The sequence below is a fragment of the Paenibacillus sp. SEL1 genome, from assembly GCF_054602535.1.
Genome location: NZ_CM137723.1, coordinates 883,668 through 904,815, shown reverse-complemented (window position 1 = coordinate 904,815; position 21,148 = coordinate 883,668). Strand labels below are relative to the sequence as shown.

Annotated in this window: 35 protein-coding genes and 1 pseudogene; 26 read left to right on the top strand and 10 right to left on the bottom strand. The window is 47.1% G+C overall.

From position 1 onward, the window contains the following. Positions 1–122: 122 nt before the first annotated feature. The 4 genes from ACYCSE_RS04200 (at position 123) to ACYCSE_RS04185 (ending at position 3,636) form a co-directional block, all read left to right on the top strand. On the top strand, positions 123–1,145 hold the full coding sequence (locus ACYCSE_RS04200; protein ID WP_165148501.1) for a methionine ABC transporter ATP-binding protein: 1,023 nt from the start codon (positions 123–125) through the stop codon (positions 1,143–1,145). Further along, positions 1,142–1,810 carry a methionine ABC transporter permease gene (locus tag ACYCSE_RS04195; protein WP_013311839.1) on the top strand — a complete coding sequence of 223 codons (669 nt, stop codon included), beginning with the start codon at positions 1,142–1,144 and terminating at the stop codon, positions 1,808–1,810. Before ACYCSE_RS04200 ends, ACYCSE_RS04195 begins: the two co-directional genes overlap by 4 nt. 74 nt (positions 1,811–1,884) lie before the next feature. Next, a complete protein-coding gene (locus ACYCSE_RS04190; RefSeq protein WP_452567483.1) occupies positions 1,885–2,727 on the top strand; it encodes a MetQ/NlpA family ABC transporter substrate-binding protein in 843 nt (280 codons plus the stop codon). Positions 2,728–2,871: 144 nt separating this feature from the next. Further along, entirely contained in the window at positions 2,872–3,636 is a 765-nt protein-coding gene (locus ACYCSE_RS04185; protein WP_459701575.1) for an SDR family oxidoreductase, read from the top strand. 92 nt (positions 3,637–3,728) lie between these two features. Here ACYCSE_RS04185 and ACYCSE_RS04180 read toward each other — a convergent pair whose 3' ends face one another. Next, positions 3,729–3,974 carry a NifU family protein gene (locus tag ACYCSE_RS04180; protein WP_013311836.1) on the bottom strand — a complete coding sequence of 82 codons (246 nt, stop codon included), beginning with the start codon at positions 3,972–3,974 and terminating at the stop codon, positions 3,729–3,731. An 87-nt stretch (positions 3,975–4,061) separates the two neighbouring features. Here ACYCSE_RS04180 and ACYCSE_RS04175 point away from each other — a divergent pair, with 87 nt between their 5' ends. Beyond that, complete coding sequence (locus ACYCSE_RS04175) at positions 4,062–4,319, top strand: YuzB family protein (protein WP_459701572.1); 258 nt, start codon at positions 4,062–4,064, stop codon at positions 4,317–4,319. A gap of 111 nt (positions 4,320–4,430) precedes the next feature. On the opposite strand, the gene ACYCSE_RS04170 is transcribed toward ACYCSE_RS04175, so the two are convergent. Both ACYCSE_RS04170 and mqnE read right to left on the bottom strand, forming a co-directional pair. Beyond that, entirely contained in the window at positions 4,431–5,498 is a 1,068-nt protein-coding gene (locus ACYCSE_RS04170) for an NAD(P)/FAD-dependent oxidoreductase (RefSeq protein WP_076294236.1), read from the bottom strand. 204 nt (positions 5,499–5,702) lie between these two features. Further along, complete coding sequence (gene mqnE / locus ACYCSE_RS04165; protein ID WP_459701568.1) at positions 5,703–6,809, bottom strand: aminofutalosine synthase MqnE; 1,107 nt, start codon at positions 6,807–6,809, stop codon at positions 5,703–5,705. Between the two features lie 372 nt (positions 6,810–7,181). Between mqnE and ACYCSE_RS04160 the strand changes: the two genes are divergently transcribed. From ACYCSE_RS04160 to ACYCSE_RS04150, 3 genes are all read left to right on the top strand, one after another. Then, entirely contained in the window at positions 7,182–7,541 is a 360-nt protein-coding gene (locus ACYCSE_RS04160) for a HesB/IscA family protein (protein WP_013311832.1), read from the top strand. 224 nt (positions 7,542–7,765) lie between these two features. After that, complete coding sequence (locus tag ACYCSE_RS04155; protein WP_459701565.1) at positions 7,766–8,800, top strand: tyrosine-type recombinase/integrase; 1,035 nt, start codon at positions 7,766–7,768, stop codon at positions 8,798–8,800. A 93-nt stretch (positions 8,801–8,893) separates the two neighbouring features. Beyond that, positions 8,894–9,844, top strand: coding sequence for a tyrosine-type recombinase/integrase (locus ACYCSE_RS04150; protein WP_459701562.1), 951 nt, complete (start codon positions 8,894–8,896; stop codon positions 9,842–9,844). 194 nt (positions 9,845–10,038) lie between these two features. On the opposite strand, the gene ACYCSE_RS04145 is transcribed toward ACYCSE_RS04150, so the two are convergent. The 5 genes from ACYCSE_RS04145 to ACYCSE_RS04125 all read right to left on the bottom strand — a co-directional run bounded on the left by ACYCSE_RS04145 (position 10,039) and on the right by ACYCSE_RS04125 (position 11,883). Further along, positions 10,039–10,242, bottom strand: a complete 204-nt coding sequence (locus ACYCSE_RS04145; RefSeq protein WP_459701560.1) for a YqaE/Pmp3 family membrane protein — start codon at positions 10,240–10,242, stop codon at positions 10,039–10,041. An 84-nt stretch (positions 10,243–10,326) separates the two neighbouring features. Beyond that, positions 10,327–10,905, bottom strand: a complete 579-nt coding sequence (locus ACYCSE_RS04140; protein ID WP_459701558.1) for a DUF3102 domain-containing protein — start codon at positions 10,903–10,905, stop codon at positions 10,327–10,329. Between the two features lie 16 nt (positions 10,906–10,921). Next, complete coding sequence (locus ACYCSE_RS04135) at positions 10,922–11,296, bottom strand: hypothetical protein (protein WP_459701556.1); 375 nt, start codon at positions 11,294–11,296, stop codon at positions 10,922–10,924. Positions 11,297–11,432: 136 nt separating this feature from the next. Next, positions 11,433–11,597: a hypothetical protein gene (locus ACYCSE_RS04130; RefSeq protein WP_459701554.1), complete on the bottom strand. Its 165-nt coding sequence runs from the start codon at positions 11,595–11,597 to the stop codon at positions 11,433–11,435. A 34-nt stretch (positions 11,598–11,631) separates the two neighbouring features. Continuing rightward, positions 11,632–11,883 (bottom strand): helix-turn-helix domain-containing protein, encoded by a 252-nt coding sequence (locus ACYCSE_RS04125; RefSeq protein WP_322153696.1) that lies wholly within the window; start codon positions 11,881–11,883, stop codon positions 11,632–11,634. A gap of 193 nt (positions 11,884–12,076) precedes the next feature. On the opposite strand from ACYCSE_RS04125, the gene ACYCSE_RS04120 reads away from it, so the two are divergent. The 4 genes and pseudogenes from ACYCSE_RS04120 to ACYCSE_RS04105 all read left to right on the top strand — a co-directional run. Then, on the top strand, positions 12,077–12,565 hold the full coding sequence (locus tag ACYCSE_RS04120; RefSeq protein WP_459701551.1) for a hypothetical protein: 489 nt from the start codon (positions 12,077–12,079) through the stop codon (positions 12,563–12,565). Positions 12,566–12,658: 93 nt separating this feature from the next. Continuing rightward, positions 12,659–12,859: a hypothetical protein gene (locus ACYCSE_RS04115; RefSeq protein WP_459701549.1), complete on the top strand. Its 201-nt coding sequence runs from the start codon at positions 12,659–12,661 to the stop codon at positions 12,857–12,859. Continuing rightward, the gene (locus tag ACYCSE_RS04110; RefSeq protein ID WP_459701547.1) at positions 12,856–13,218 is read left to right on the top strand and encodes a hypothetical protein; all 363 of its coding nucleotides are present in this window, start codon (positions 12,856–12,858) and stop codon (positions 13,216–13,218) included. Before ACYCSE_RS04115 ends, ACYCSE_RS04110 begins: the two co-directional genes overlap by 4 nt. 404 nt (positions 13,219–13,622) lie before the next feature. Continuing rightward, positions 13,623–13,787: pseudogene (locus ACYCSE_RS04105) on the top strand (BRO-N domain-containing protein); the annotation flags it as partial. Here the strand turns inward: ACYCSE_RS04105 and ACYCSE_RS04100 are convergent. Further along, positions 13,740–13,883, bottom strand: coding sequence for a hypothetical protein (locus ACYCSE_RS04100; protein WP_459701545.1), 144 nt, complete (start codon positions 13,881–13,883; stop codon positions 13,740–13,742). The pseudogene ACYCSE_RS04105 and the gene ACYCSE_RS04100 overlap by 48 nt on opposite strands. Next, positions 13,883–14,080 (bottom strand): helix-turn-helix domain-containing protein, encoded by a 198-nt coding sequence (locus ACYCSE_RS04095; RefSeq protein ID WP_459702475.1) that lies wholly within the window; start codon positions 14,078–14,080, stop codon positions 13,883–13,885. Before ACYCSE_RS04095 ends, ACYCSE_RS04100 begins: the two co-directional genes overlap by 1 nt. Positions 14,081–14,238: 158 nt before the next feature. Between ACYCSE_RS04095 and ACYCSE_RS04090 the strand changes: the two genes are divergently transcribed. From ACYCSE_RS04090 to ACYCSE_RS04025, 14 genes are all read left to right on the top strand, one after another. Continuing rightward, a complete protein-coding gene (locus ACYCSE_RS04090) occupies positions 14,239–14,367 on the top strand; it encodes a hypothetical protein (protein ID WP_459701543.1) in 129 nt (42 codons plus the stop codon). 107 nt (positions 14,368–14,474) lie between these two features. After that, positions 14,475–14,633 (top strand): hypothetical protein, encoded by a 159-nt coding sequence (locus ACYCSE_RS04085; protein WP_165181746.1) that lies wholly within the window; start codon positions 14,475–14,477, stop codon positions 14,631–14,633. A gap of 231 nt (positions 14,634–14,864) precedes the next feature. Then, the gene (locus ACYCSE_RS04080) at positions 14,865–15,053 is read left to right on the top strand and encodes a BRO-N domain-containing protein (RefSeq protein WP_459702474.1); all 189 of its coding nucleotides are present in this window, start codon (positions 14,865–14,867) and stop codon (positions 15,051–15,053) included. A gap of 26 nt (positions 15,054–15,079) precedes the next feature. Then, complete coding sequence (locus tag ACYCSE_RS04075) at positions 15,080–16,060, top strand: hypothetical protein (RefSeq protein ID WP_459701541.1); 981 nt, start codon at positions 15,080–15,082, stop codon at positions 16,058–16,060. A gap of 200 nt (positions 16,061–16,260) precedes the next feature. Next, on the top strand, positions 16,261–16,494 hold the full coding sequence (locus ACYCSE_RS04070) for a helix-turn-helix domain-containing protein (RefSeq protein ID WP_459701539.1): 234 nt from the start codon (positions 16,261–16,263) through the stop codon (positions 16,492–16,494). A 418-nt stretch (positions 16,495–16,912) separates the two neighbouring features. Further along, positions 16,913–17,830, top strand: coding sequence for a hypothetical protein (locus ACYCSE_RS04065; RefSeq protein WP_459701537.1), 918 nt, complete (start codon positions 16,913–16,915; stop codon positions 17,828–17,830). 71 nt (positions 17,831–17,901) lie between these two features. After that, entirely contained in the window at positions 17,902–18,114 is a 213-nt protein-coding gene (locus ACYCSE_RS04060) for a hypothetical protein (RefSeq protein ID WP_459701536.1), read from the top strand. Positions 18,115–18,272: 158 nt separating this feature from the next. Next, positions 18,273–18,410 (top strand): hypothetical protein, encoded by a 138-nt coding sequence (locus ACYCSE_RS04055; RefSeq protein ID WP_459701534.1) that lies wholly within the window; start codon positions 18,273–18,275, stop codon positions 18,408–18,410. A gap of 28 nt (positions 18,411–18,438) precedes the next feature. After that, the gene (locus tag ACYCSE_RS04050; protein ID WP_459701533.1) at positions 18,439–18,588 is read left to right on the top strand and encodes a hypothetical protein; all 150 of its coding nucleotides are present in this window, start codon (positions 18,439–18,441) and stop codon (positions 18,586–18,588) included. Then, positions 18,585–18,866 carry a hypothetical protein gene (locus ACYCSE_RS04045; RefSeq protein WP_459701531.1) on the top strand — a complete coding sequence of 94 codons (282 nt, stop codon included), beginning with the start codon at positions 18,585–18,587 and terminating at the stop codon, positions 18,864–18,866. The genes ACYCSE_RS04050 and ACYCSE_RS04045 overlap by 4 nt, the downstream gene beginning before the upstream one ends. A 105-nt stretch (positions 18,867–18,971) precedes the next feature. Further along, the gene (locus ACYCSE_RS04040) at positions 18,972–19,418 is read left to right on the top strand and encodes a hypothetical protein (protein ID WP_459701529.1); all 447 of its coding nucleotides are present in this window, start codon (positions 18,972–18,974) and stop codon (positions 19,416–19,418) included. A gap of 15 nt (positions 19,419–19,433) precedes the next feature. Next, positions 19,434–20,531, top strand: a complete 1,098-nt coding sequence (locus ACYCSE_RS04035; protein ID WP_459701527.1) for an SU10 major capsid protein — start codon at positions 19,434–19,436, stop codon at positions 20,529–20,531. A 78-nt stretch (positions 20,532–20,609) separates the two neighbouring features. Continuing rightward, on the top strand, positions 20,610–20,987 hold the full coding sequence (locus ACYCSE_RS04030) for a phage tail assembly chaperone (protein WP_459701525.1): 378 nt from the start codon (positions 20,610–20,612) through the stop codon (positions 20,985–20,987). Positions 20,988–21,010: 23 nt separating this feature from the next. Then, complete coding sequence (locus ACYCSE_RS04025; RefSeq protein ID WP_273041341.1) at positions 21,011–21,142, top strand: hypothetical protein; 132 nt, start codon at positions 21,011–21,013, stop codon at positions 21,140–21,142. The last annotated feature ends 6 nt before the right edge of the window (positions 21,143–21,148 follow it).

The following is a 21,148-nucleotide window of genomic DNA, read 5'->3' as shown; positions in this document are numbered from 1 at the left end:
AGGTGGGGCCCTTTTCATTCTGTGAAAGGGGCTCTTTTTTGTATAAATAGCGATTTTATACAATCCTGAGAGATGACAACTGGTTAAAAGGGTAAGGAAGAAGTGAAGGGGGTCGCAGCACGTTGATAGAGCTTAAGCAGTTAACCAAGCATTATGGCAAAGGCAACCGACGCGTTAATGCGCTGTCTGGGTTGAATCTTTCTATAAAGCGTGGAGAAATATTCGGAGTGATTGGTCACTCCGGGGCGGGGAAAAGTACATTGATCCGCTGTATTAATTTATTGGAACGCCCTACTTCAGGTGAAGTATGGGTAGACGGGGTAAACCTCACCACTGTGAGTCAATCCCAATTACAAATGCAGCGCCGAAAAATCGGAATGATTTTTCAGCATTTTAATTTGTTGTCCTCGGCGACGGTGTATGACAATATTGCATTTCCATTGCGGCTGGTAAACACGCCCAAGCAGAAGCTGGACAAGAAGGTTCGTGAACTGCTGGAATTGGTGGGTCTCGAAGAACACAGTGGAAAATATCCGTCACAGCTCTCAGGTGGACAGAAGCAACGGGTAGGAATTGCACGGGCGCTGGCTAGTGATCCTCATGTATTGCTGTGTGACGAAGCGACTTCAGCGCTTGATCCGCAGACGACGGGGTCTATCCTGAAATTGCTGCTGGATATTAATCAGCGCTTTAATTTAACCATCGTACTGATTACACATGAAATGCATGTCATTCAAAGCATCTGTGATAAAGTTGGCGTCATTCATCAGGGCGACATCGTGGAGCAAGGTCCGGTGGCGGAAGTGTTTTTGAAGCCGCAGCACCAGGTAACCAAGGACTTTATCCAACGGGAGTCAGAACATCCCGAAGAGTTACAAGCAGCGATTGCGGCAGCAGGTGGCGGCGAGTCAGCGCAGGTGGTGCGTATCTCCTTCTTGGGCAGTAAAACATATGATGCGATTCTGTCGCGTACGGCTCGAAGTACTGGTGTTGATTTTGCGATCTTGCAGGGAACCATATCTACGATTAAAAATGTACCCTATGGACAGCTAATCGTTCGTTTTGAAGGAAATCATGAGGATATAGAGCATACGCTGCGCGAAGTGTCTGGGCAAGGACTTGATGTGGAGGTGATTGGACAATGAGCGAACTTGATTTTTCACAAGTGAGTTGGGAAGAGCTAGGGAATTCTACGCTGGAAACCCTTCAGATGCTTGGGGCATCGGCATTGTTCACCCTCGTTATTGGTTTGCCGCTCGGCATATTATTGTTTCTGGCGAGTCGCTCCTCGTTAACTTTGATGAAGGTGATATACATTGTATTATCATTCATCGTTAACATTTTACGTTCCGTACCCTTTATCATTTTGATCGTTGCACTTATTCCTTTTACACGATCGCTGGTAGGTACCTCGACCGGGGTGTTGGGAACCATCCCACCTTTGGTTATCGGGGCTGCTCCATTCTTCGCACGTCTTGTCGAAACGTCTCTGCGTGAAGTGGACAAGGGCGTCATAGAAGCCGCACAAGCGATGGGTGCCTCGACAGGACAAATTATCCGGCGGGTGCTGTTACGTGAGGCACTTCCGGGTCTGCTCGCTGCATTAACCATTACCGTCGTTACACTCGTATCCTACACGGCAATGTCCGGGATGATCGGGGGCGGTGGACTAGGTACACTGGCTATCAACTACGGCTATTATCGTTATGAAACGGCTGTCATGATCGTTGCGGTCGTGCTGATGGTTGTATTGGTACAATTGCTGCAAATGGCGGGAGATCGCCTCGTGCGGCATTATACTCGAAAATAGGGAAAACATATAGATATCCTTATTGATCAGGACGTCTGCTCCTGAATATTACAAATTATTGGAGGGGTAATAACATGAAGAAATGGGTATTGGCTGTATTAAGCTTGACATTAATTGCGGTGCTGGCTGCTTGCGGTACAAAGAGCACAACATCGGATACAAACAATGCGAACGAAAATACAGGCGGATCACCACGTGAAGTGGAGCTGAAAGTTGGAGCTTCTCCTGTGCCACATGCGGAAATTTTGGAAGCAATCAAGCCTCAGTTGGAAAAAGAAGGGGTTCGTCTCCAAGTCGTTCAGTTTAACGACTATGTACAGCCGAACGTTCAATTGTTTGACAAGCAGCTGGATGCTAACTTCTTTCAACATGTACCTTACTTGGATGTGATGAACAAAGAGCGCAAAATGGATTTGGTTTCTGTTGGCGCGGTTCACCTGGAACCTTTCGGCATCTACTCCCAAAAATATAAAAAGCTTGATGAACTTCCAGATGGCGCAACTGTAGCCATTCCGAACGATGCGACAAACGGAGGCCGTGCTTTGCTGTTGTTGGAGAAACAAGGTCTGATCAAGCTGAAAGACGCAAGCAACATTGAAGCTACGGTAAAAGATATTACAGAGAATCCGAAAAATCTGGAATTCAAGACTTTAGAGGCGGCTATGCTGCCACGTCAGTTGCCTGAAGTGGATATTGCGTTGATTAACACGAACTACGCTTTGGAAGCGAAGCTGAACCCTACGAAGGATGCACTGGCACTGGAAGACAAGGATTCTCCATATGCTAACGTTCTGGTAGCACGTCCTGATAATAAAGATTCCGAAGCGATTCAGAAGCTGCTTAAAGCTTTGCAATCTCCAGAAACTAAAAAATTCATTGAAGATAAATACCAAGGCGCAATTATCCCGGCATTTTAAGTAGGGAACGAGAACGCATTGCACGCAACCCCCAGATTCTCTTGAACAAGAGGACTGGGGGTTTCTTTTTGAATGGAGTTGTAGGGGAAGCTTAAATATTTTATACTTGGGGGTGACCGATCTCTGTGAACAGGAGGAAAATTGTTGAGAGATAAAGTCGCATTCATAACGGGCAGTGCCAAAGGTTTAGGTAAAACGACCGCTCTGCGTCTGGCGGATGAAGGCTGTAATATTGCGCTGAATTATGTGCATAGCCAAGCAGAAGCTGAAGCGCTTAAGCGGGGGATTGAGTCTAAGGGAGTACGCTGCTTGTCTTTACAAGGGGATATTTCTGTTCAGGAAGATATTAGGAGGCTGATTGGTGAAGTACAGGATCGGCTAGGCGGAGTCGATATTATGGTGAATAATGCCGGACCGTTCATCCGGGAACGCCGTCTGTTTGCGGATTACAGTGTAGCTGAGATTCATGCCATGATACAAGGGAATCTGGTCGGTACCATGTTGCTGGATCATTTGGTATTGCCTTACATGCGGAGCCAGCAATGGGGACGTATTATTCATTTTGGCTTTGGTCATGCTGGAGAAGCAAGGGCTTGGCCGCATCGCGCCGTCTACGCAGCCGCTAAGGTGGGGCTGGTGTCTTTTACGAAATCACTGGCTGTGGAGGAAGCTCCTAATGGCATTACGGTCAATATGATCTGTCCAGGGGATATTCGAGGAGCAAATAAGGAAATGTCAATCGCCGATGTCATCGGCATGCAGGATAAAGAGACACCGCGTGGACGTCCGGGGAGTGGAGAGGACATTGCGCGAGTGATCGCCTATTTGTGTGAGGAGCATTCGGATTTTATAACTGGTAATATTATGGATGTATCGGGAGGATTGGACCCCATTCGGCCAACCATATAAGCTTGAGTGATCCCTCAGACGCTGTAACACAAAAAAGAGTCTTGAGCTTCGTTACCGAAGTCAAGACTCTCATGATCATTATGCATCAAGCATTAGAATACTTGTACCACTTCTTGGACGCCGTCGACTTCTTCGAGAAGAGCACGTTCAATCCCTGCTTTCAGCGTGATTGTGGAACTTGGGCAACTGCCGCAAGCGCCTACCAGCTTCAGCTTAACGATGCCGTCTTCAACGTCAACCAGCTCAACGTCGCCACCATCGCGTTGCAGGAACGGACGGAGCTTATCCAGTACATCAGCTACTTCATCATACATTTGAACGCTTTGTGTTTCGCTCATTAGAATTCAACTCCTTTCCTATACCTTTATTATTATATTACAAAGCGGGCCAAATTAAAATGCCCGTCATCCAAAGCAGGTGAAAAAATGTTAAGACCTATTATTGAGTTTTGCACCAGTAATATGCATTGGGGTACCGATGAGATCATGTCCAAGCTGGAACAGAATCCAGATTATGATGTGATTGAATACGGCTGCCTAAGCAATTGCGGTCAGTGCAACGCCGAACCCTATGCGATGGTCAACGGCGAGATTGTATCCGCAGATTCAGCAGAGCTTCTGTATGAAGCGATTATGAACAAAATTAAGGAAGCTGAAGCATGGGATAACCTAGATTTGGAGTGAAAGGATCTGTTAGCCAGCTCCTTTTTGTAGAGAATATACATGATGCAAACACTCAAGAAACAAAGAAGACCTGCTCTGAGAGCGGGTCTTCTTTGTTTGTTTAGCATACGTTTATCCAAAATGGCGTTTGGACTTCCAGAGCACACCGCTTTTAAGCAGGCGTGGTACTCGTCCACGCAATGAGGTACTGCCCATAAAACCATAGCCGAACCCGGCCTTCTTGCCAAGTGCGCCTAATGTACCGCGCAGCTTTAAAGGATGCGGGTGAGGCGTTTGGCCCTTCCACAGGTCGCGTACAATGTGTGCGATTTGCTCCCCTTGCACTTCTGCCGCTTGAGCGCTTGGAGAGTAGGGAAGGCTCGCACAGTCTCCGACCACATACACCTCAGGATGGTCCGGTATTTGATAATATTCGTTGAGCACGATGCGGCCCTGAGGGTCTTTAGGGACGGCTAAATCCTGCACAATTTTTACTGGCTGAATCCCCGCTGTCCATACCACTGCATCCGTTACAATTTGCTCGTCACGGTTATAAATAGCCCCCGGCTCAATACGCGAAACCGCAACATGATTCAGTGCATTAACTTGATGTTCCTTGAACCAAGCATGTACATAGGCAGACAAACGTTGCGGGAATGCCGACAGCACCCGCTCGCCCCGATCCATAATGGTAATATTTAAATCCGTGCGGCTTTCACGTAACTCCGCAGCAATCTCAACACCGCTAAGACCGCCGCCTACAATATGGACATGTCCATATGGCTTGATTTCGTTCAAGCGCAGATAGGTTTGGCGGGTATGGTTAAACGACTGGATCGTACAGCTGTGTTCTTCAGCCCCCGGTGTATTGTGAAAGCGGTCGGTACAACCCAACGCAATGACAAGCTGGTCATAGGGCAAGGGTTCACCGTCTTGAAAATGGACCATTTTATTCTCCAGATCCATCGAGGTGACTTCTCCATATTTGCGAATAAGACGTTGTTCATCTGGAAAATGCACCCGCAAATCAAAATCAGATACCGTACCTGCCGCGAGGGCATAGTATTCTGTTTTCAACCCCTGAAAGGGCATCCGATCCACTAAAATAACTTGAACATCGTCGGGAATGTGTTTATCCAGCAATTCTTTGGCAATGGTAAGGCCGCCATAGCCGCCCCCCAGAATAACGAAATTTTTCATCAAAATCCGCCTTCCTTTCGCTACCGTGTCCCCGGCAAATGGTCTGGTGTCTCGTTGATCTAACACAAGTTTTTGTTGTTATAAAACCCGAGAATCGGGCCTGCCTTTGGCAGGCAGACCAGCGTATTCCGAGGCAGCATGATGCTGCATGGTGTGAGTAATGGGGATAAAATGCTCGCGGGAAATCTGAATCCGATATTACATTTATTCGAAAATTTCGATTTCGTTATAGAAGGTGTCCCGTTCAACAGGTATGCGTCCGGCACCTTTGACCAGCCAGATCAGCTCTTTACGGGTCAATCCGGCAGGGGTCAAAGCACCTGCGGCGTGGCTGATCTGCTCGCGCACAATCGTGCCATGCACGTCTGATGCGCCAAAGGTGAGAGCGACCTGCGTCAATTGCGGGCCAATATTAATGAAGTAAGCTTTGACATGGTCGATATTGTCCAGCATCAGGCGGCTGATTGCAATGGTTTTGAGATCCTCGTAAGCGGAGTTCCGGCGCATGATGTTGGCGTTTTTGCTTTTCGGCTGCATGGACAGTGGAATAAATACCATAAATCCGTTCGTTTCGTCCTGCAATTCACGAATTTGCAGCATATGTTCAATACGATCCTGATACGATTCGACCGAACCGTACAGCATGGTCGTATGAGTTTTCATGCCGAGATTGTGGGCCGTGCGATGTACTTCGAGATAGCGGTCCACGTTGGCTTTCGTAACACGCATCTTCTTCCGATATTCGTCGGACAAGATTTCTGCGCCACCACCAGTCAGGGATTGAAGTCCAGCCTTTTGCAGCTCCTGAAGCACTTCTTTAATACTCAAGCCGCTTATGCGTGTGAAAAAGTCAATTTCCGCTGCTGTGTAAGCTTTCAGTGTAACGTGGGGATATTTTTCATTCAGCGCCTTCAATGAGTCTACATAGTATTGGAAAGGCACATGATTATTATGACCACCGACGATATGGAATTCTCTTACTCCCGGATGGATGTGTTGCTCTACATAATCAATCATTTCCTGCCCGGACAACGTATAAGAGCCGTCCTCCCCCTGATCCTTGCGGAAATTGCAGAACGCGCAGCGCGCTTCGCATACATTGGTGAAGTACAGGCTCATGTTTTCGATAAAATAAACCTTTTTTCCGTTCTTGCGTAAATTAGCTTCATTAGCCAACTGACCCAGTGTGAGGATATCGTCAGTTTCATATAAATATATACCGTCTTCAAGGTTCAAACGAATACCGTTCTGTACCTTTTCTACAATTTCCGCCATTCTGCGGTCTGTAAAAGGTGTAACTAATGTGGACATGCCTATTCCTCCTTCAAGTTGCTCTGTGCGAGGCTGTCCGCCAAATCAGCGGCACAAGCGCTAAGTGCGCACAGGATGTCCCGTTCCGTCGGTAAGAATCCGGCAGCGCGGATATACGATATGTGAAAAATGTTACAATGCCAGGCTACAATGATGAATATCTCAAAATATCGCCTTTGAAATGACAAATTTCCGACAGTTTCTTTTACACACTCTTCACCTATTATAAACCTCACACCACCGGTGTTCAATACAAACGAATAGAAAAACAGGTCTTTAAGCCTGTAAGGGAAGGACATTCCATGACTTGAGCACGTGCAAATAGTGGAGTATACTGAAGGAGAACATGAAGTAAAAGAGGAGGATGGAGCTATGATTAACATCACCGATTCCGCTGCTGAGCGTTTGAAAGATATGCTGGAGCAGCAGGAAACGCCGAATATGTTTTTACGTCTGGGTGTTACGCCGGGCGGTTGCACCGGATTTTCGTATGCAATGGGCTTTGACGACAACGAGACGGATCAAGATATATATATGAACGTACAGGATATGAAGATTGTAGTGGAAAAGGAAAGCATCCGCTACCTGGACGGTCTGGAAATCGACTTTGAAGAGTCTGGAATGTCAGGCGGCTTCACGATTCATAATCCGAATGCTGTAGCTACATGCGGCTGCGGTTCAAGCTTCCGTACGGCTACGGATGCCGGAAAACCGAACGAAGAGCCTTGTTAACACACGTTACGTCAATGTTTTGTCTTCCGATGATCTGTTCGGAGGTAGATGCATTAGCCTAGCGGAATAGATGTTCGGGATTGCGGATTGTACGCAGGGATTTGAGCGTTAACAATCCCGTATGATGAACGTTAACAACCCCAAAATACACGATTTAGGGTTGCGGATTACAACCTCTACAGCGGTATAGTCACGTACTATACCTATGTGGAGGTCTTTTTATTATGGCGTTAAAGAAACGTGAAAGACGGGTGCCGGCGGGCGGAAGACTAGCACGGGAATATCCGCAGATATCGCTAGAGCAAGCGATTAATCTCGTTATAGGCACGAAGAAGTCGGAGGGCTTACGTGAACGTTCGCTCAAGGACTACGCGAAGCACTACGGGTATTTCGTCGATTGGCTACGCGAGAAACATCCGGATATTCAATACGTCGAGGATATTACGACAGAGATTATCCGTGACCACGTCGCGTATATGAAATTTGACAAGGTGCGTTATTCCGGTCATAAGTACATTCCTACGGAGAATCAACCCGTCGGACTGTCCGATACAACGGTCAATATACGCCTTCGTACGTTAAAAGCGATATTTAATCAGATGGAACGCGACGAGCTTATTGAGGTCAATCCAGTCGCTAAAGTGCGCTTGTTACGCCAGGACGTTGACCTTACGAACTGTCTGACTGACGACGAGGTAAAGGCGGTACTTGCGCAACCTAATCAGCGCGATTTCGTTGGATATCGGGATTACGTCGCGATCGCCTTTCTACTTGACTCGGGATGTCGCGTATCGGAAATGCTCAGTCTAAGGATATCAGATATCGACTTCCAGACACGTTTTATTACACTGTCGGGCGGCGTAAACAAAAACCGTAAGCCTCGGATGGTTCCGATTTCTGCGCACGTGGCGAAACTGTTATTGCAGTTAATCGAAGAAAACCGCCAGTATTTCACGACGGATCGCATATTCATGTCCTGCTTCGGTGACCCGGTAACTGCGAATCATTTCAATAAACGATTGAAGCTTTACGGAGAAAAGGCGGGCGTAGCTGGTAAGAAAATGACGGCGCACGTTTACCGTCACACCTGGGCTCGCGCGATGATTCTTAACGGAGCTGACCCGTTCACCGTACAGAAAATGGGCGGGTGGTCAGACATACGGACAATGCGGAGGTACATCCAAATGGATACGAGTGATGTACGGCGGAGTCACGACGAATATTCGCCGACTACACGATTTATTAAAAAGCGAGTTTGATAACGGCGCTCATCTCTTCGGAGGTGGGCGTTTTTGTATCCGCTGAGTTAATGGTTTAAACTTTCTCTTAATAATAGGAGAGGAGTTTAAAACATGGACTACAAAGAGAAAAGAAAGAAAATCATTGGACAAAAGCAGAACAAAGAACTATTGGAGATGGACGAAGCTATAACCGGTTTCCTTCAGTCAAGGAAGCTCAAAAATCTGACCGAAAATACACATGATTTTTACTTTCAAACCTTAAGTAAGTTCAAAGAGTTCCTGACCGAAAACGATGTATCGCGCCCTATAGACGTAATTACGGAGGACGTATACGAATTTATACAACGTAGATTAGACATAGGTAATAAAGCGTCTACAGTCAACAAATATATTAGAGGTCTGCGTGCGTTCTTTAACCACTTGCATAGCTCAGGCTACTTAAATGAGAACCCAATGGAACCGATTGATAAGCTCGTTGAAGAAAAGCGCATTAATCGCACGTTAAGCCGAGAACAGGTTGTTGCGCTATTGGACGCTCCTGATAGAGGTACGATAGCCGGTTTCCGTGCCTACGTTTTCCTGCTCGTTCTTTTGGATACGGGAATACGCCTTGAGGAGGCGCTGACCTTCCGTGTCCATGACGTTTACTGGAGGGAGCGCGTGATTCAAATTTACGGAAAGGGCCGTACAGAACGCGTTGTACCCTTCAGCGAAACGTTGGCGCTTCGATTACATGAATATCAGGGGATGCGCGGAGAACAGGAACATGACGTTTTCTTCGTGAATGCGGAGGGTCAGCCGCTTAAACGACGCTATGTACAGGAGCAGATAAGCGATTACGGGAAGCTTGCGAATATCAAGGGAGTTCGCGTGTCATGCCATTCGCTCCGGTATACGTTTGCGCGCAATTACTTAATGAACGGCGGTGATATTGTTTCGCTTATGTCGATCATGGGCCACAAAACGCTTGAAATGGTGAGGCTCTACGCTGAGATGTACCAGCCGGATATCTCCGTACAACATACGAAATATTCACCAGTAAATTCGATTCTAAACGATTAGCAGGAGGAGCAGTGTATTATCAAGAATCATATAACTCTTACTACTCCAATGAAAAAGCGTATTTTCGCCGTAAATAAGCGCCATAACTCCGTCCAGAACACCCACATAAGGGTAGCGCTGTAAACGCCTAATTTTCCGTTAAAAGCCCGTAATCCTCTACGTTGAGGACGCGGGCTTTTCGTTGTTTATAATCGTCAGTGGTCTTGGCCTCGGTGCATTGCTCGGATTAACTGCTCGTTACGCTTATCTGCTTTATGGCTGTTTACAACAACCAACGCGTGAATCACACCAGGAATGAAGAAAAATAGACATAGTATAAAATTTAAAATAGCCTGGCCGGGTTTGCCACAAAGTAGGACCGCCAGCGGCGGAATCAGAATAGCAAGAAGGTATCGCATCAGATGTAACCCCTTTTTACGTTTATTTACTTTGAGCACAATTCTATCAGATATAGGGAAATTATGCTACGAAAAAACTGGAAATTATGCCCTCGGCGGTTGTGCGCGTACAGCTTCCAGCGTATCGCACATAAGGCCGTAATCGTCCTCCGCTTTCTCGGCGCGAGTCTCCGCTTGTTCTCGTGCTTCACGTTCGGCCTTCAGCGCGGCTTTAACTTCGCGTAGTTCACGGACGGTCATTTCGTCAACAGTTTTGGTGGCGCCTGTTGACGGGATAGTATGCGAAGAAGAGACAAAGGACGAACGGTCGATATCGGAGGGTAACTGAAGGATCTCAAATACTTTACTAGATGAGATTCGGGACGACGTCGTCCCAAGTTCGTCAAATGCCTGGATGAACCTGTTAGCGGACCTCCGCGCCATGTCACACTCCTCAGCACACCAGCGCTCCCAATCACGGTAACCGGACAGTCCATACTTTTCGGGGGCATCGCGTACTTCTTTTAAGCGTACGCCAATTTCGAAGATAGCTTCGCCTGCGACGCGCTTGTACGCGTTGATTTCCGCAGTTATCGTAGGTAAATCGGATGATAAAGCTCGGGTGCAAGATGCACCTGGCCTCCAATGTGGCGGTGCGTCTTTGTGTAACGATGTCGTTACCATCTCTATTATGTAATAATTAGAAAATTAAATTAAGTAATATGAAAATAAGTATAGAGAGATGACCCACAAAAAAAGAGTACGCCTGGTTTTTGGATAGCTTAAACTCATCCGTAGATTGCTTGTCCATCATCTTTTGATTCTTTTGAGAAAGTCCCTTTTCGGGTAAAAGTTTATTTTCGAAAACAAAAGAATACATCCTCAGTAATCCATAGGAGGTGAAGAAGCAATATCCTAAACTTGCCCAAGCAATGATGAGTATAAAAAGAAAATGGGTGTTTTCAATTTTTCCATAAAGGGTAATCGTAAAACCTAATAAAATAGAAATAATGCCTAAAACCCATTTGTTATAATCAATTTTACTTTTATAGTAATCCTTTTCATCTTCGGTCAATTGGATACCCCTTTTTAATTATTTATCGTTTAACAAGGATACTAACACATATATCGTATAATTTCACCGTGAAATTAGCGTGTATCGGGCCGCTAAAGCCTACGTTAAGGGATACGGAAGGGTACGATTGGGGGCGCTAATTTAACGCTGATTTTACGTCATTACAAAGCAAAATAATTTCGCGAATTTCATCGCTTATTGAGTCTATACGTGCGTTAACGTTGTCGATCTTATCTCTCGTAACGCGTTGCTTGCGATCCAGTTCGAGGACGAGTGTGCGAATTTCATTGTTCATTTTCACAATAATAGCCTCCTACGTAAAAAAGACCGCGAGATTAACGGTCTTCTTTTTTTGGTTCGGTACTTTCTTTGGCACTTTGAGATATGTATTTAATCAAATCCCCCGGTTGACAGTCTAATACGGAGCAAATTCGTTCCAGAGTCTCGATAGTTATAGACTTTACGTCAACGCCCCCGTTAGTTACCCATTGGCTTATGGTATTTGGACGGATACCTGAGCTTTTAGACAATGCATACATACTCATTTCTCTTTTCTTGAGCATCTCTTCAAGCGTAAAACGAATCATGCGCGACCCTCCTTGTAATTAATTTTATTTTATCATAAAAGGGGCTTGACTCTAATAACTCATTGGGTTATTATCGTATCAGGTTATTAACGTATTGAGTTAATGAAAAGTTTCATCTTTATCCCCAGCAACATCGTACTGTTCCGAAGCACCATCGCAACTCATCCTATAATCTCGCTTGGAGGCGAATCATATGTCTATCACGTTAGGTTTCATCCGTAATCGTCGCGAAAGTAACGTCATTATCACGGTCGGAAGCGGCCGCAAACGTCAAGAACTCCGCGTTACATCGGAATTATTCTTCACTATTATACCGCAAGCTAATCCATATCTCTACGGTGATACAGTCGCAGCTACTCCGGCACAACTCGTCGAACTCGGCTTTGAATTGGACGCAGAAATGAAACGCGAAGTATTCCGTGTTGTTCGTCCGCTAGTTACTCCGGCTCAAGTCCGCTATGTACTCGATCCATCTACGGGTAACTACATAGTTCGGTACGTCGGCACACGTCAGGAACTCGTTATACAACCGCGGGCGTTCTGGCGGATAACCAGAGTCAATCAACGGTCATCGCTCGGTAGTTTAACGCTATCAATGGACGTAATGAAGGAACTCGGATTCATTGTCGGGAAGGGAGGCGTCCAGATTGAACGCAGTAAGCAATTTATTAACTACGCGTAACACCGTATTATCACGTAAAAATCGCAAACGTATTGTCGCAGTCCTAAAATTCATCTACTCAGTCGTATTAATTGCTCGTGAGGTGTTGACGTAATGTCTTACTTGGAAATATTCACGGATTATCGGCTGGGTTCCGAAACGACGAGCGAGGCGTTAATGATCGCGTTTCGGTTCTATGTTCTCGCGGTCGGCAACGTATTAGAAAGTCGGCACTTCACCGATGCCGAACGAATTGAGACGTTAAAAGAGTTAGATACAGCGTTTAACAATGTATTTCCGAATGGAGGCGTTTGAGTATGAATGGTATCGCTGTTCTCGAGAAGATCGTTATTTTGCACGTATGGGAAGACGATGACCTCGATTACGACATGAGCGAGGGCTTCCTCGTCAAACCGGGATACGCCGCTTTTGTACTGGAGGGAACCGTCTATCTATCAAAGGTTGAGCGGATATATCAGACGGGCGTCAATCGGTTTTATATCGAAAACCGAAACACATCTAGCGTTAGACTCGCAACCAACGTCACGCAAGATCCGGCTGTAGTCATACCGGAGATCGTTACCAAACTACAAGGCCGTGACGTCATCGGATGGTTGACGCAAGACGTCCTCAATCATATGGTCGGAGAGTTTCCGTTTCAGGTTCTCCGATGAACCCACGTGTTGTTCGAAATGACGCCAATCATTTCGGACACTCAACGGGGAGGAGACGGTTTAACACCCTACCAGGTCGGCCGCCTCGCGCCAACGAGCGGTCAAATCAAATGTCCGTACTTTCCGACGCCAATCGGAGGGATCGCTATGCGGACATCTGACCTGCGCTAACAGGTCGCTGCTTTAAATCTCCGGCCATCCGTAGACTGCGCGCCAACGCATGTACTGCGGTTTGGCCGGCTTCGATAATTCCTACGTCCGGATACGGCAATATCCGTCAGGCAGGCGTAGTTTATATAAATTTTTCACACCAAGACGATCGGCCGGTAAATCCGGTTCAGGCACCGGTCGTCTGCTTGTTATATCTAGTAATACGCAAGATAAGAACGTAGGTTCCGTTTTGTTTGAAATTTTTTATTGACCACTTGGAGGAAGTAAGAACGGTAGTAATCGAAGGCGAATCGTGGTTCGTTGCGAAAGATGTTTGTGACTCAATAGGGGTCGTGAATGTTACGCAAGCACTATTTAGGTTGGACGAGGACGAACGGTCTATGTTCAACATAGGTCGTCAGGGAGAAACGAACATCGTAAATGAACCTGGCCTCTACTCGCTTATCCTCGGCAGCCGTAGATTTGCCGTACCGCCATTCTTCCAACGTTTTCACTACGCTTCCTCCTCAATTTCGAAAAGGTCCTCAACTGCAACGCCCAAGGCACGGGCAATGGCGATAATGTTTGCGTATGCTCCTTGGCTGGCTCGGTCGAATCTAGATACAGCTGCCTGCGGGATTCCCGCTGCCGTTGCTAATTCAGTCTGCGTGAGTCCGCGTTCTTTCAATATAGTGCTTAGCTTGGGGGTCACCTTAATCAATTATGCCACTCCTCCGAACGTTTTTATATACCTAATATAGAGGGAAAATAAACTTTTGTCAAAACTATTGACTAATGATTATACACTAGTGTATAATATGTATATAAGGATGACACGTTAAAAGAGTCATCGGAAAGGAGAACATCAACATGAAAGATTGGGTAAACTTTATTACGGCCGTCATACAATTGGTTACAGCAATCGCAATACTTAAAACACACCGCCGTAATAAAAAGAAAAAAGGAACCAGTAAACGACGCGGCCCACGCAGACGTTAAGGATTCCTTGGTAGAGGGCGGCTTACACAGCGCCTTCTATACCCAATCATAACATAACGATCTAACATACACAATTGGCGGCGGTCTTACGCGGGAGGCTATGGAATATGGAAAAAGCGAAATATGTGGTGACAGAGGATAAAGGATACTGGAGCCAAACAGACGCATACACAATGAAGGATGTTCATGCCATTGTCGCGGGGGCTATTCGCGATGCAAAGGAAATGGGTCGCAGCTCGGTCAAGTTCACTATAGAAATTAAATAACACGGGGCTTCGGCCCCTCTTTTAGGAGGGAAATCGTATGGATGCGTTAACTTGGATTGTCTGTGTTGCGGCTTTAGTCGCATCGGTAATTGTCGCGGTTATTGTATTCCGAAATAAATAAGAATCGCAGGACGCTACGAAAACGTCGCCAGATGTTAGACGTCGATTGAGTGACGAGGTGGTTTCAACCCACACCGTCAAAGATTCGCGTGACAGAGCCAAAATGCAACGATAATCAATGAGGACGGACTCTATGATGTAATCCTTGAGAGTCGTAAGCCAGAAGCTCGTGCCTTCCGTAAATGGATAAGTGGCGAGATTTTGCCAACAATCCGCAAAACAGGAGGATCTGTAGCGAATGAAAAAAGCATACGTTTTGATTGCAATAATTCACAAAATAGAAGGTCTACGCTAGACTAGAGAAAAATAGAATCGGGAGGAGAAGTATGAACCTCAAAGATGCGATCAAAGCATACCAGGAAACAGGTGATATCAGCATCATCAATGGAATTATGGACGATGTTGAGACGGTCGACTTCATGGACAACCCTACACGGAGGTATGCCTCTTCTGAAATAAGAGAGGTTTATATCACACTGGCAGAGCCGCGACAATACATTGCTTATCGGATCAAGGCTATACGTGAAATGGCGGTAAAATACGCTTGGTACGTTCGACAGCCTTTAAGATATAGTTATCCCGAGTTGAACCGATATCTCTCCATAATGACAATCGACTTAAACATTGACATTCCGTTTGAGCCGATTGAATTTGATAGGTATTTGTACACATACGAAATTAACGCGGAACTTATGGCGTGGCTTCGGCAGGAAGAGAGCACAATAGAGGAACGTTTTATAGACGGAGGATTCGAACCCGATTATAAATGGTATCTTCACGTATTGGCTCTTATTGAGAAGACAGAGGCAGAGGCAGTTAAAGAGGAAGCGCGCATCCGTACGGAAGTTATGGAAGATATGGAGAAGGCGCTCAAACACGTACTGAAATACGTCGACCTCGAACGCAGCGAACAAGAAATAGTCAAATACGTTAACGCTTCGTTGATGACCCGGTATTATGGCGAGCAATCAAAGCGGAACGGCTTGCGACGTGTCAGGCGTGGTGGTGGCGATTGGATGATAAAACCGCAGTTCACTAGTCCGATCGCGTCCATACTTGGTGTGGATGTGCCGCCGTCGAAGTTGGCGAAAAGCCTAACCAAGCAGCAGAGCGAGTTCTTACGCAAGCTTACGGACAAGGCGGAAAAGGACATACAAGAAAACCAGCATGAGGGATACAGCGTTACGAGAGAAGGGCGATTCATAATGAAAGGAGCGTATGCAGCGCAGATTAGCGGCCTTCCATACGAGGTAGCAAAGCGGAGGCTAACAAGAATTAAAAATAAATTTCGAAATTTTCGTCTCTAGTTGTCCCTTTTTGACAGTATATTTATAACTTACGAAGGGGCTGGTAAGGGTCATGATAACCCAAGTATATTATACGACGAAAACGTCCGGATTGCAACCGAAATTGATCGCTCTCGTGTCGATTGCCTAACGACATGACGGCGGTCTTTTTATTTACACTACACGCAAGAAATCTTGCGCAATTAAAGGAGGCTAACGTTATGATTATCGATTTTACCACCGTCAAAAAGCTGCGGCTGATCTACCGTCTATCCCTTGCGGAAATGGCGGCCTTACTCGGCGTGTCTGAATCGCATCTATGGCGCGTGGAGAAAGGAGAACGCCCGATTAATGAAACGATGCGCCAGCGCTGTGTTGAGGAACTGGAGCTGAGCCCGCCGAAGTTGGAGCGGCTGCTCGAGATATACCGGGATACGTTACTACCGGGAAAGTAGACGCTGCAACGTTAGATATAACGTGTTCATACACTCTACCTTCCGCGTCGCTACGCTCCTGCGGACATCCGCCCCTAACCGGGACGTCTGTACATATTCTAAACGCGAGAAAGACTTTGGTAGAGATACACTTTCATCGTGCCATCTTTTGGGCGCGGTGAGGCAACGACCAAAGGGAGGCGGCAGGAGGTTATACGATCATCTTCATACCATACTTCATGCGTGTCAAAGAATAATAATTGACTGAATAAAGAGGGATAGAATCGACGAAAATCCAGAAAAAGAACGAAAAAAGGCTTTGCATCAACGTTTTTCAGTAGTGCCACTCTAAAAAGCTTGTTCCTGAAAAGCAGGGTATTTCGCCTTTTTTGTTCCTGAAAAGCAGGGTATTTATTAATTTCCAAAAGGAGGGGATTGCGTGTCAGTCGTGCGCAAGGAGGAACATCGAGTATGGGCAGGTCTTACGCCCAAAGTAAAGCGAGGTGTAATTGCTCAGAAGGAAGCCGTCGAGCAGGAAGTCGGGGATATGCTCGGAGATACGCTAGAAATCGCAATTAAGGTTACGGAAAAACAGGCGCATGGCTATTCTGCTGTAAATGAGATTAGTACGCACGAATCGGAAAACGGTGGATTTGTATTCGCTCTATTTGACGGCTGCATAACGATGAGCGAAAGGTTTCCGTCGCTTACACAGTCCGATCTAGCTCGTCTAATGTTCATCGGGACATACACCGGATATAACGGTCGTCTTCAGCACGACAACGGACGACGTATAGATCGGAAGCAACTCGAAAGATTGCTCGGGATGAGCCGCCCACGTTTCTCGGAACTGTATCGTAAGCTAGTGGGTGAGGCTGTTCTTACAGTAGAGGATGAACACGGCGATCTTTACATCAATCCCTCCATATTTTACAGAGGTGTGCTAAAGGATTCGCCGTATAAGCTAGACAGCTACCGACATACTCGGATGTTTCGGGACACAGTCCGTGAGCTCTACAAACGATATAACGGTAGGACGGTCAAACAGTTAGCGATCATCTACGCGGTTCTTCCTTTCGTAAGCTTTTCGACGAATATCGTTTGCTACAATCCGGAGGAGTCCGATGAAGACCGGCTCCAACCGATGGACCTCGAAAGGCTGGCGGCTTTGCTCCATTATCAGGACACGCAGCGACTTCGTATTGCCCTTGAGTCTATCAAGCTTGAAGGTGAGCCGGTGTTCTACCTGCCGCATAACGTCCGCGATAGACGTAAGAAGCGCATTATTATTAATCCGCGTATTGTTTTCGCAGGGTCAGCGGAAAAGCTGGCGGCGATTAAAGTTCTCTTCAATTAAAAACCGCACACGACCAAAGCGGCCCTGATTTCCGAGGGGCTTATTTGTCGTACCCAAAAGGAGGGCCTTACGTGGGTAACAAGATATGGCGGATCGATTCGGACAACCTCGCAGCTTACACAGAGGATGCTACCGTTATGGCGAAGATCAAGCGTAGCTATACGGATTTTCACGTCATGGCCGAGTATTTCCGATTCGGCAAGTTAATCGCGATTCAGTATCGTGTACCGGAAGCGCGGAAACGGTCTATCAAACGGCTGTTAAATTGCCAAATCAGCGCATGACGGCGCAGTACCCTATACGTTGAATTAGCGTGGTATTAGCGTATTAGACAAGCGGAGGAACAATGACCCTCGGCTTATTTTTGCGCGTCTGAAATCAAGCGAAAACACGGGAAATAAGTACCGGTTATGTACGCTTTAAACGGGAGGTGAGCTAGTGAGTGATCGAGAGGACGCGGCTGCATATTGTCCGTATTACAAGCCGGATTCGAGCTGCGTATTGCTTCACGCGATGTCAAAAGCGGATAAGCGGTGTAAAGCCTGGCGCGGCGATGATTCCGTACAATGTCGGTATTTAAGTACACAAGTAGCGAGGAGGTAGTAAACGTGAATCCGCAGTATCAAACAGTCGTAACGTTCGCTGACGGTATAAATGTTACTTTCGGTGACTCCGTATCCCGCGCGTGGATTCGATTCGCTGCGCCTATGATCGCGGAAGAGGAACGGAAACGTAGACGAAGGGGGAAACGGAAATGAGCAAGGGATTACCGACGATTGAGCATGAGCGGAACTTTGGCCGTGACTTTGTCTACGTTGACTCATCCGTTGGGTGGCCGATTCTACAAGGTAGTAAGCCTATTTCAGAGGATAGCGACGATCCAATCGAGGCCGGAGCTGGCGCGATAGTTTCCGCTTTTGACGAAGTGGCTGCGCGGGGATTGTTCATCGGCGAGAGTATTCGGCTTCATTCAAACGTGCTGGGCGCAGCCGATCGAGCACTACAAATAATTACCGCAACAGAGGAATTAGCGTGAAGGAGGTGAGACCGGTGATTACTCCAGCAATAAAACGGCTAATGACGCCACGAGGTTTTACGTGGTTCAGGCACATGAAATTTAAATGGTAAAGGAGCGGTATACGTGGAAGACGTAACAAATCCGGATATCCCGGAAGAACAAACGCAAGAGCCAACGCGGGAGGATGAACGCGTGGAGCTCAAACAGCGCCTTGAAACGTTGACAACGGAGCTACACAGCCAACGTGTTAGCAACGCATTCTATCGGAAGGCAAGAGCAGCAGGTATTGACGATCCGGACGCACTGGCGGGTATCGTAAATCTTTCTGCTGTAACGTTTGATGACGCAGGGCAAGCGCAGGGGATTGATGAAATCCTGACCGCGTTTACCGCAGCCGCTAAACCTAAAGAGCCGCGTACAATAGGGGGCCCGTCCGGTCTCAACTATCAAGAGAGAGTCGAAAAGACGAGTGAACAGCGACTTGCGACAGCAGCGGAAAAAGCCAAACGTACCGGTCGTCCGGAAGACATGGTCGAGTATATGGGCATTAAAAGAAAACTTCAAAAATAATAGGGGGAATTTATTATGACAATTTATACAACTGACTTGGTAGGTAAACGCGAATCTGTAGCCGACGAAATTCTGCTACTTAACCCAACACAAACGCCGATGCTGAATTTACTCGGATTCAGCCAGCCAGTTACATCAACTACGCACGTATGGTACGAGGACGTGATGTTCGCAACACGGACGACGGTAACTGCCGCTGCTGCTGTGGATGCAACGGAGATTAAGGTCGCCAGCACCGAGCCATTCCGACCGCGTACCATTGCGGAAATTGGCGATGAACTCGTATTGATTCAGGCCGTCGATACCACCGCGAATAAGATTACGGTCGTTCGCGGTTACAACGGAACAACTGCCGCCGCGATTACGAAGGATTCTCCGATTGAATCGTTGTACGGCGATGGTCTGGAAGGCGCAGACGCACGGGAAGCCCGCTTTAAAGAACGAGTCAAGGTCGACAATGTGACGCAAATCTTCGAGGATACGGTGAGCATCACCGGTTCCGCTGAGGCGGTAGCACAGTACGGTATCGGGACGTCAGGATTGTACAGTTACGAGAAAGCGAAGAAGCAAATCGAACTTGCGCTCCAGTTGGAAAAAGCAATTATCGGCGGTAGGAAGTCGGACAACGGCAATAGACGCACAATGCGCGGCATCCGTAGCTTCATCGAGACCAACGTAACGACCGCAGGCGGCCCTGTTACGAAAAAGCTACTCGATGACGTGGTACAAAAAGTCTACAATGCGGGTGGCTTTGCGACAGGAAGCGCAGGCTATACGTTCGTTGTTCCTGCCGTGCAGAAGCGCGCGATCAGCGACATGGCATTTACGCAGATTAGATTGACACAAGCGGAGAATAGTCGCGGCCAGAAAGTCGACCACATCGTCAATGACTTCGGTACATTCCAAGTCGTGCTTAACGATAATCTGAAGCCTGACGAGATTCTTTTCGTAGACGCGAATCGGATTAAGATTAGACCGCTCGGCGACCGCTCCTTCGGCCATACGTACCTCGGCGTCAAGGGCGATTATCAGTCCGGTATCATCGTCGGAGAGTACACGCTAGAGTTCGAACAAGAGAAGGCGCACGCCCGTATTAAAGGGCTGACCGCGTAAGTAAATAGCGAAATCACGGAGGTCCTTTTCTTTGGGACCTCTTTTTAATTCCAACAAAAACATACGGAGGTTGATTATATGACAACAAGCAGACTGGACGCACTACTCGGAGCCACTACGGATTTACAGGAAGGCGTGTATATCCCTCGTTTGAAGACGGATTTTATCGTCAAAGCGCTGGATGAAGATACGCTCGAAAAGGCTCGCGCACAGGCCACTACCGGTAAGGATAGATCGGTCGACGAGTCGCTATTTAACCGTCTACTCATCGTTAAAGCCGTAGCCGATCCGGACCTTAACGATAAGGCGCTGAAAGACCGTTACGAAGCGTCTGACGCAGCCGATGTCGTCAAAAAGGCGTTGTTGCCCGGCGAACAGGCCCGCGTCGTACAGGCGTTGCTTAAACTGTCCGGATTCGTAGACGATGCGAAGTTGATTGACGAAGCAAAAAACTAATCAAGTCGGGCGGGGAGGCTTACGTGCTGCACGAGATATTTCAACGGCTCGGCATCCCGCCCGACGAGGTTTATGCGAAAGAGCGACGGCACCGGATGTTTATGTACGCGTCGATGATGCTCCAGCTTGAACGGGAAGCGAAGGCGGCGCAATAACGATAG

Excerpts from the sequence above, each read along its gene's own strand:
- ACYCSE_RS04195 (WP_013311839.1), top strand. The coding sequence starts at position 1,142 with ATGAGCGAACTTGATTTTTCACAAGTGAGTTGGGAAGAGCTAGGGAAT.
- ACYCSE_RS04190 (WP_452567483.1), top strand. The coding sequence starts at position 1,885 with ATGAAGAAATGGGTATTGGCTGTATTAAGCTTGACATTAATTGCGGTG.
- ACYCSE_RS04180 (WP_013311836.1), bottom strand. The coding sequence starts at position 3,974 with ATGAGCGAAACACAAAGCGTTCAAATGTATGATGAAGTAGCTGATGTA.
- ACYCSE_RS04175 (WP_459701572.1), top strand. The coding sequence starts at position 4,062 with ATGTTAAGACCTATTATTGAGTTTTGCACCAGTAATATGCATTGGGGT.
- ACYCSE_RS04170 (WP_076294236.1), bottom strand. The coding sequence starts at position 5,498 with ATGAAAAATTTCGTTATTCTGGGGGGCGGCTATGGCGGCCTTACCATT.
- mqnE (WP_459701568.1), bottom strand. The coding sequence starts at position 6,809 with ATGTCCACATTAGTTACACCTTTTACAGACCGCAGAATGGCGGAAATT.
- ACYCSE_RS04160 (WP_013311832.1), top strand. The coding sequence starts at position 7,182 with ATGATTAACATCACCGATTCCGCTGCTGAGCGTTTGAAAGATATGCTG.
- ACYCSE_RS04155 (WP_459701565.1), top strand. The coding sequence starts at position 7,766 with ATGGCGTTAAAGAAACGTGAAAGACGGGTGCCGGCGGGCGGAAGACTA.
- ACYCSE_RS04150 (WP_459701562.1), top strand. The coding sequence starts at position 8,894 with ATGGACTACAAAGAGAAAAGAAAGAAAATCATTGGACAAAAGCAGAAC.
- ACYCSE_RS04145 (WP_459701560.1), bottom strand. The coding sequence starts at position 10,242 with ATGCGATACCTTCTTGCTATTCTGATTCCGCCGCTGGCGGTCCTACTT.
- ACYCSE_RS04140 (WP_459701558.1), bottom strand. The coding sequence starts at position 10,905 with ATGGTAACGACATCGTTACACAAAGACGCACCGCCACATTGGAGGCCA.
- ACYCSE_RS04125 (WP_322153696.1), bottom strand. The coding sequence starts at position 11,883 with ATGATTCGTTTTACGCTTGAAGAGATGCTCAAGAAAAGAGAAATGAGT.
- ACYCSE_RS04120 (WP_459701551.1), top strand. The coding sequence starts at position 12,077 with ATGTCTATCACGTTAGGTTTCATCCGTAATCGTCGCGAAAGTAACGTC.
- ACYCSE_RS04115 (WP_459701549.1), top strand. The coding sequence starts at position 12,659 with ATGTCTTACTTGGAAATATTCACGGATTATCGGCTGGGTTCCGAAACG.
- ACYCSE_RS04090 (WP_459701543.1), top strand. The coding sequence starts at position 14,239 with ATGAAAGATTGGGTAAACTTTATTACGGCCGTCATACAATTGGTTACA.
- ACYCSE_RS04085 (WP_165181746.1), top strand. The coding sequence starts at position 14,475 with ATGGAAAAAGCGAAATATGTGGTGACAGAGGATAAAGGATACTGGAGC.
- ACYCSE_RS04075 (WP_459701541.1), top strand. The coding sequence starts at position 15,080 with ATGAACCTCAAAGATGCGATCAAAGCATACCAGGAAACAGGTGATATC.
- ACYCSE_RS04070 (WP_459701539.1), top strand. The coding sequence starts at position 16,261 with ATGATTATCGATTTTACCACCGTCAAAAAGCTGCGGCTGATCTACCGT.
- ACYCSE_RS04045 (WP_459701531.1), top strand. The coding sequence starts at position 18,585 with ATGAGCAAGGGATTACCGACGATTGAGCATGAGCGGAACTTTGGCCGT.
- ACYCSE_RS04035 (WP_459701527.1), top strand. The coding sequence starts at position 19,434 with ATGACAATTTATACAACTGACTTGGTAGGTAAACGCGAATCTGTAGCC.
- ACYCSE_RS04030 (WP_459701525.1), top strand. The coding sequence starts at position 20,610 with ATGACAACAAGCAGACTGGACGCACTACTCGGAGCCACTACGGATTTA.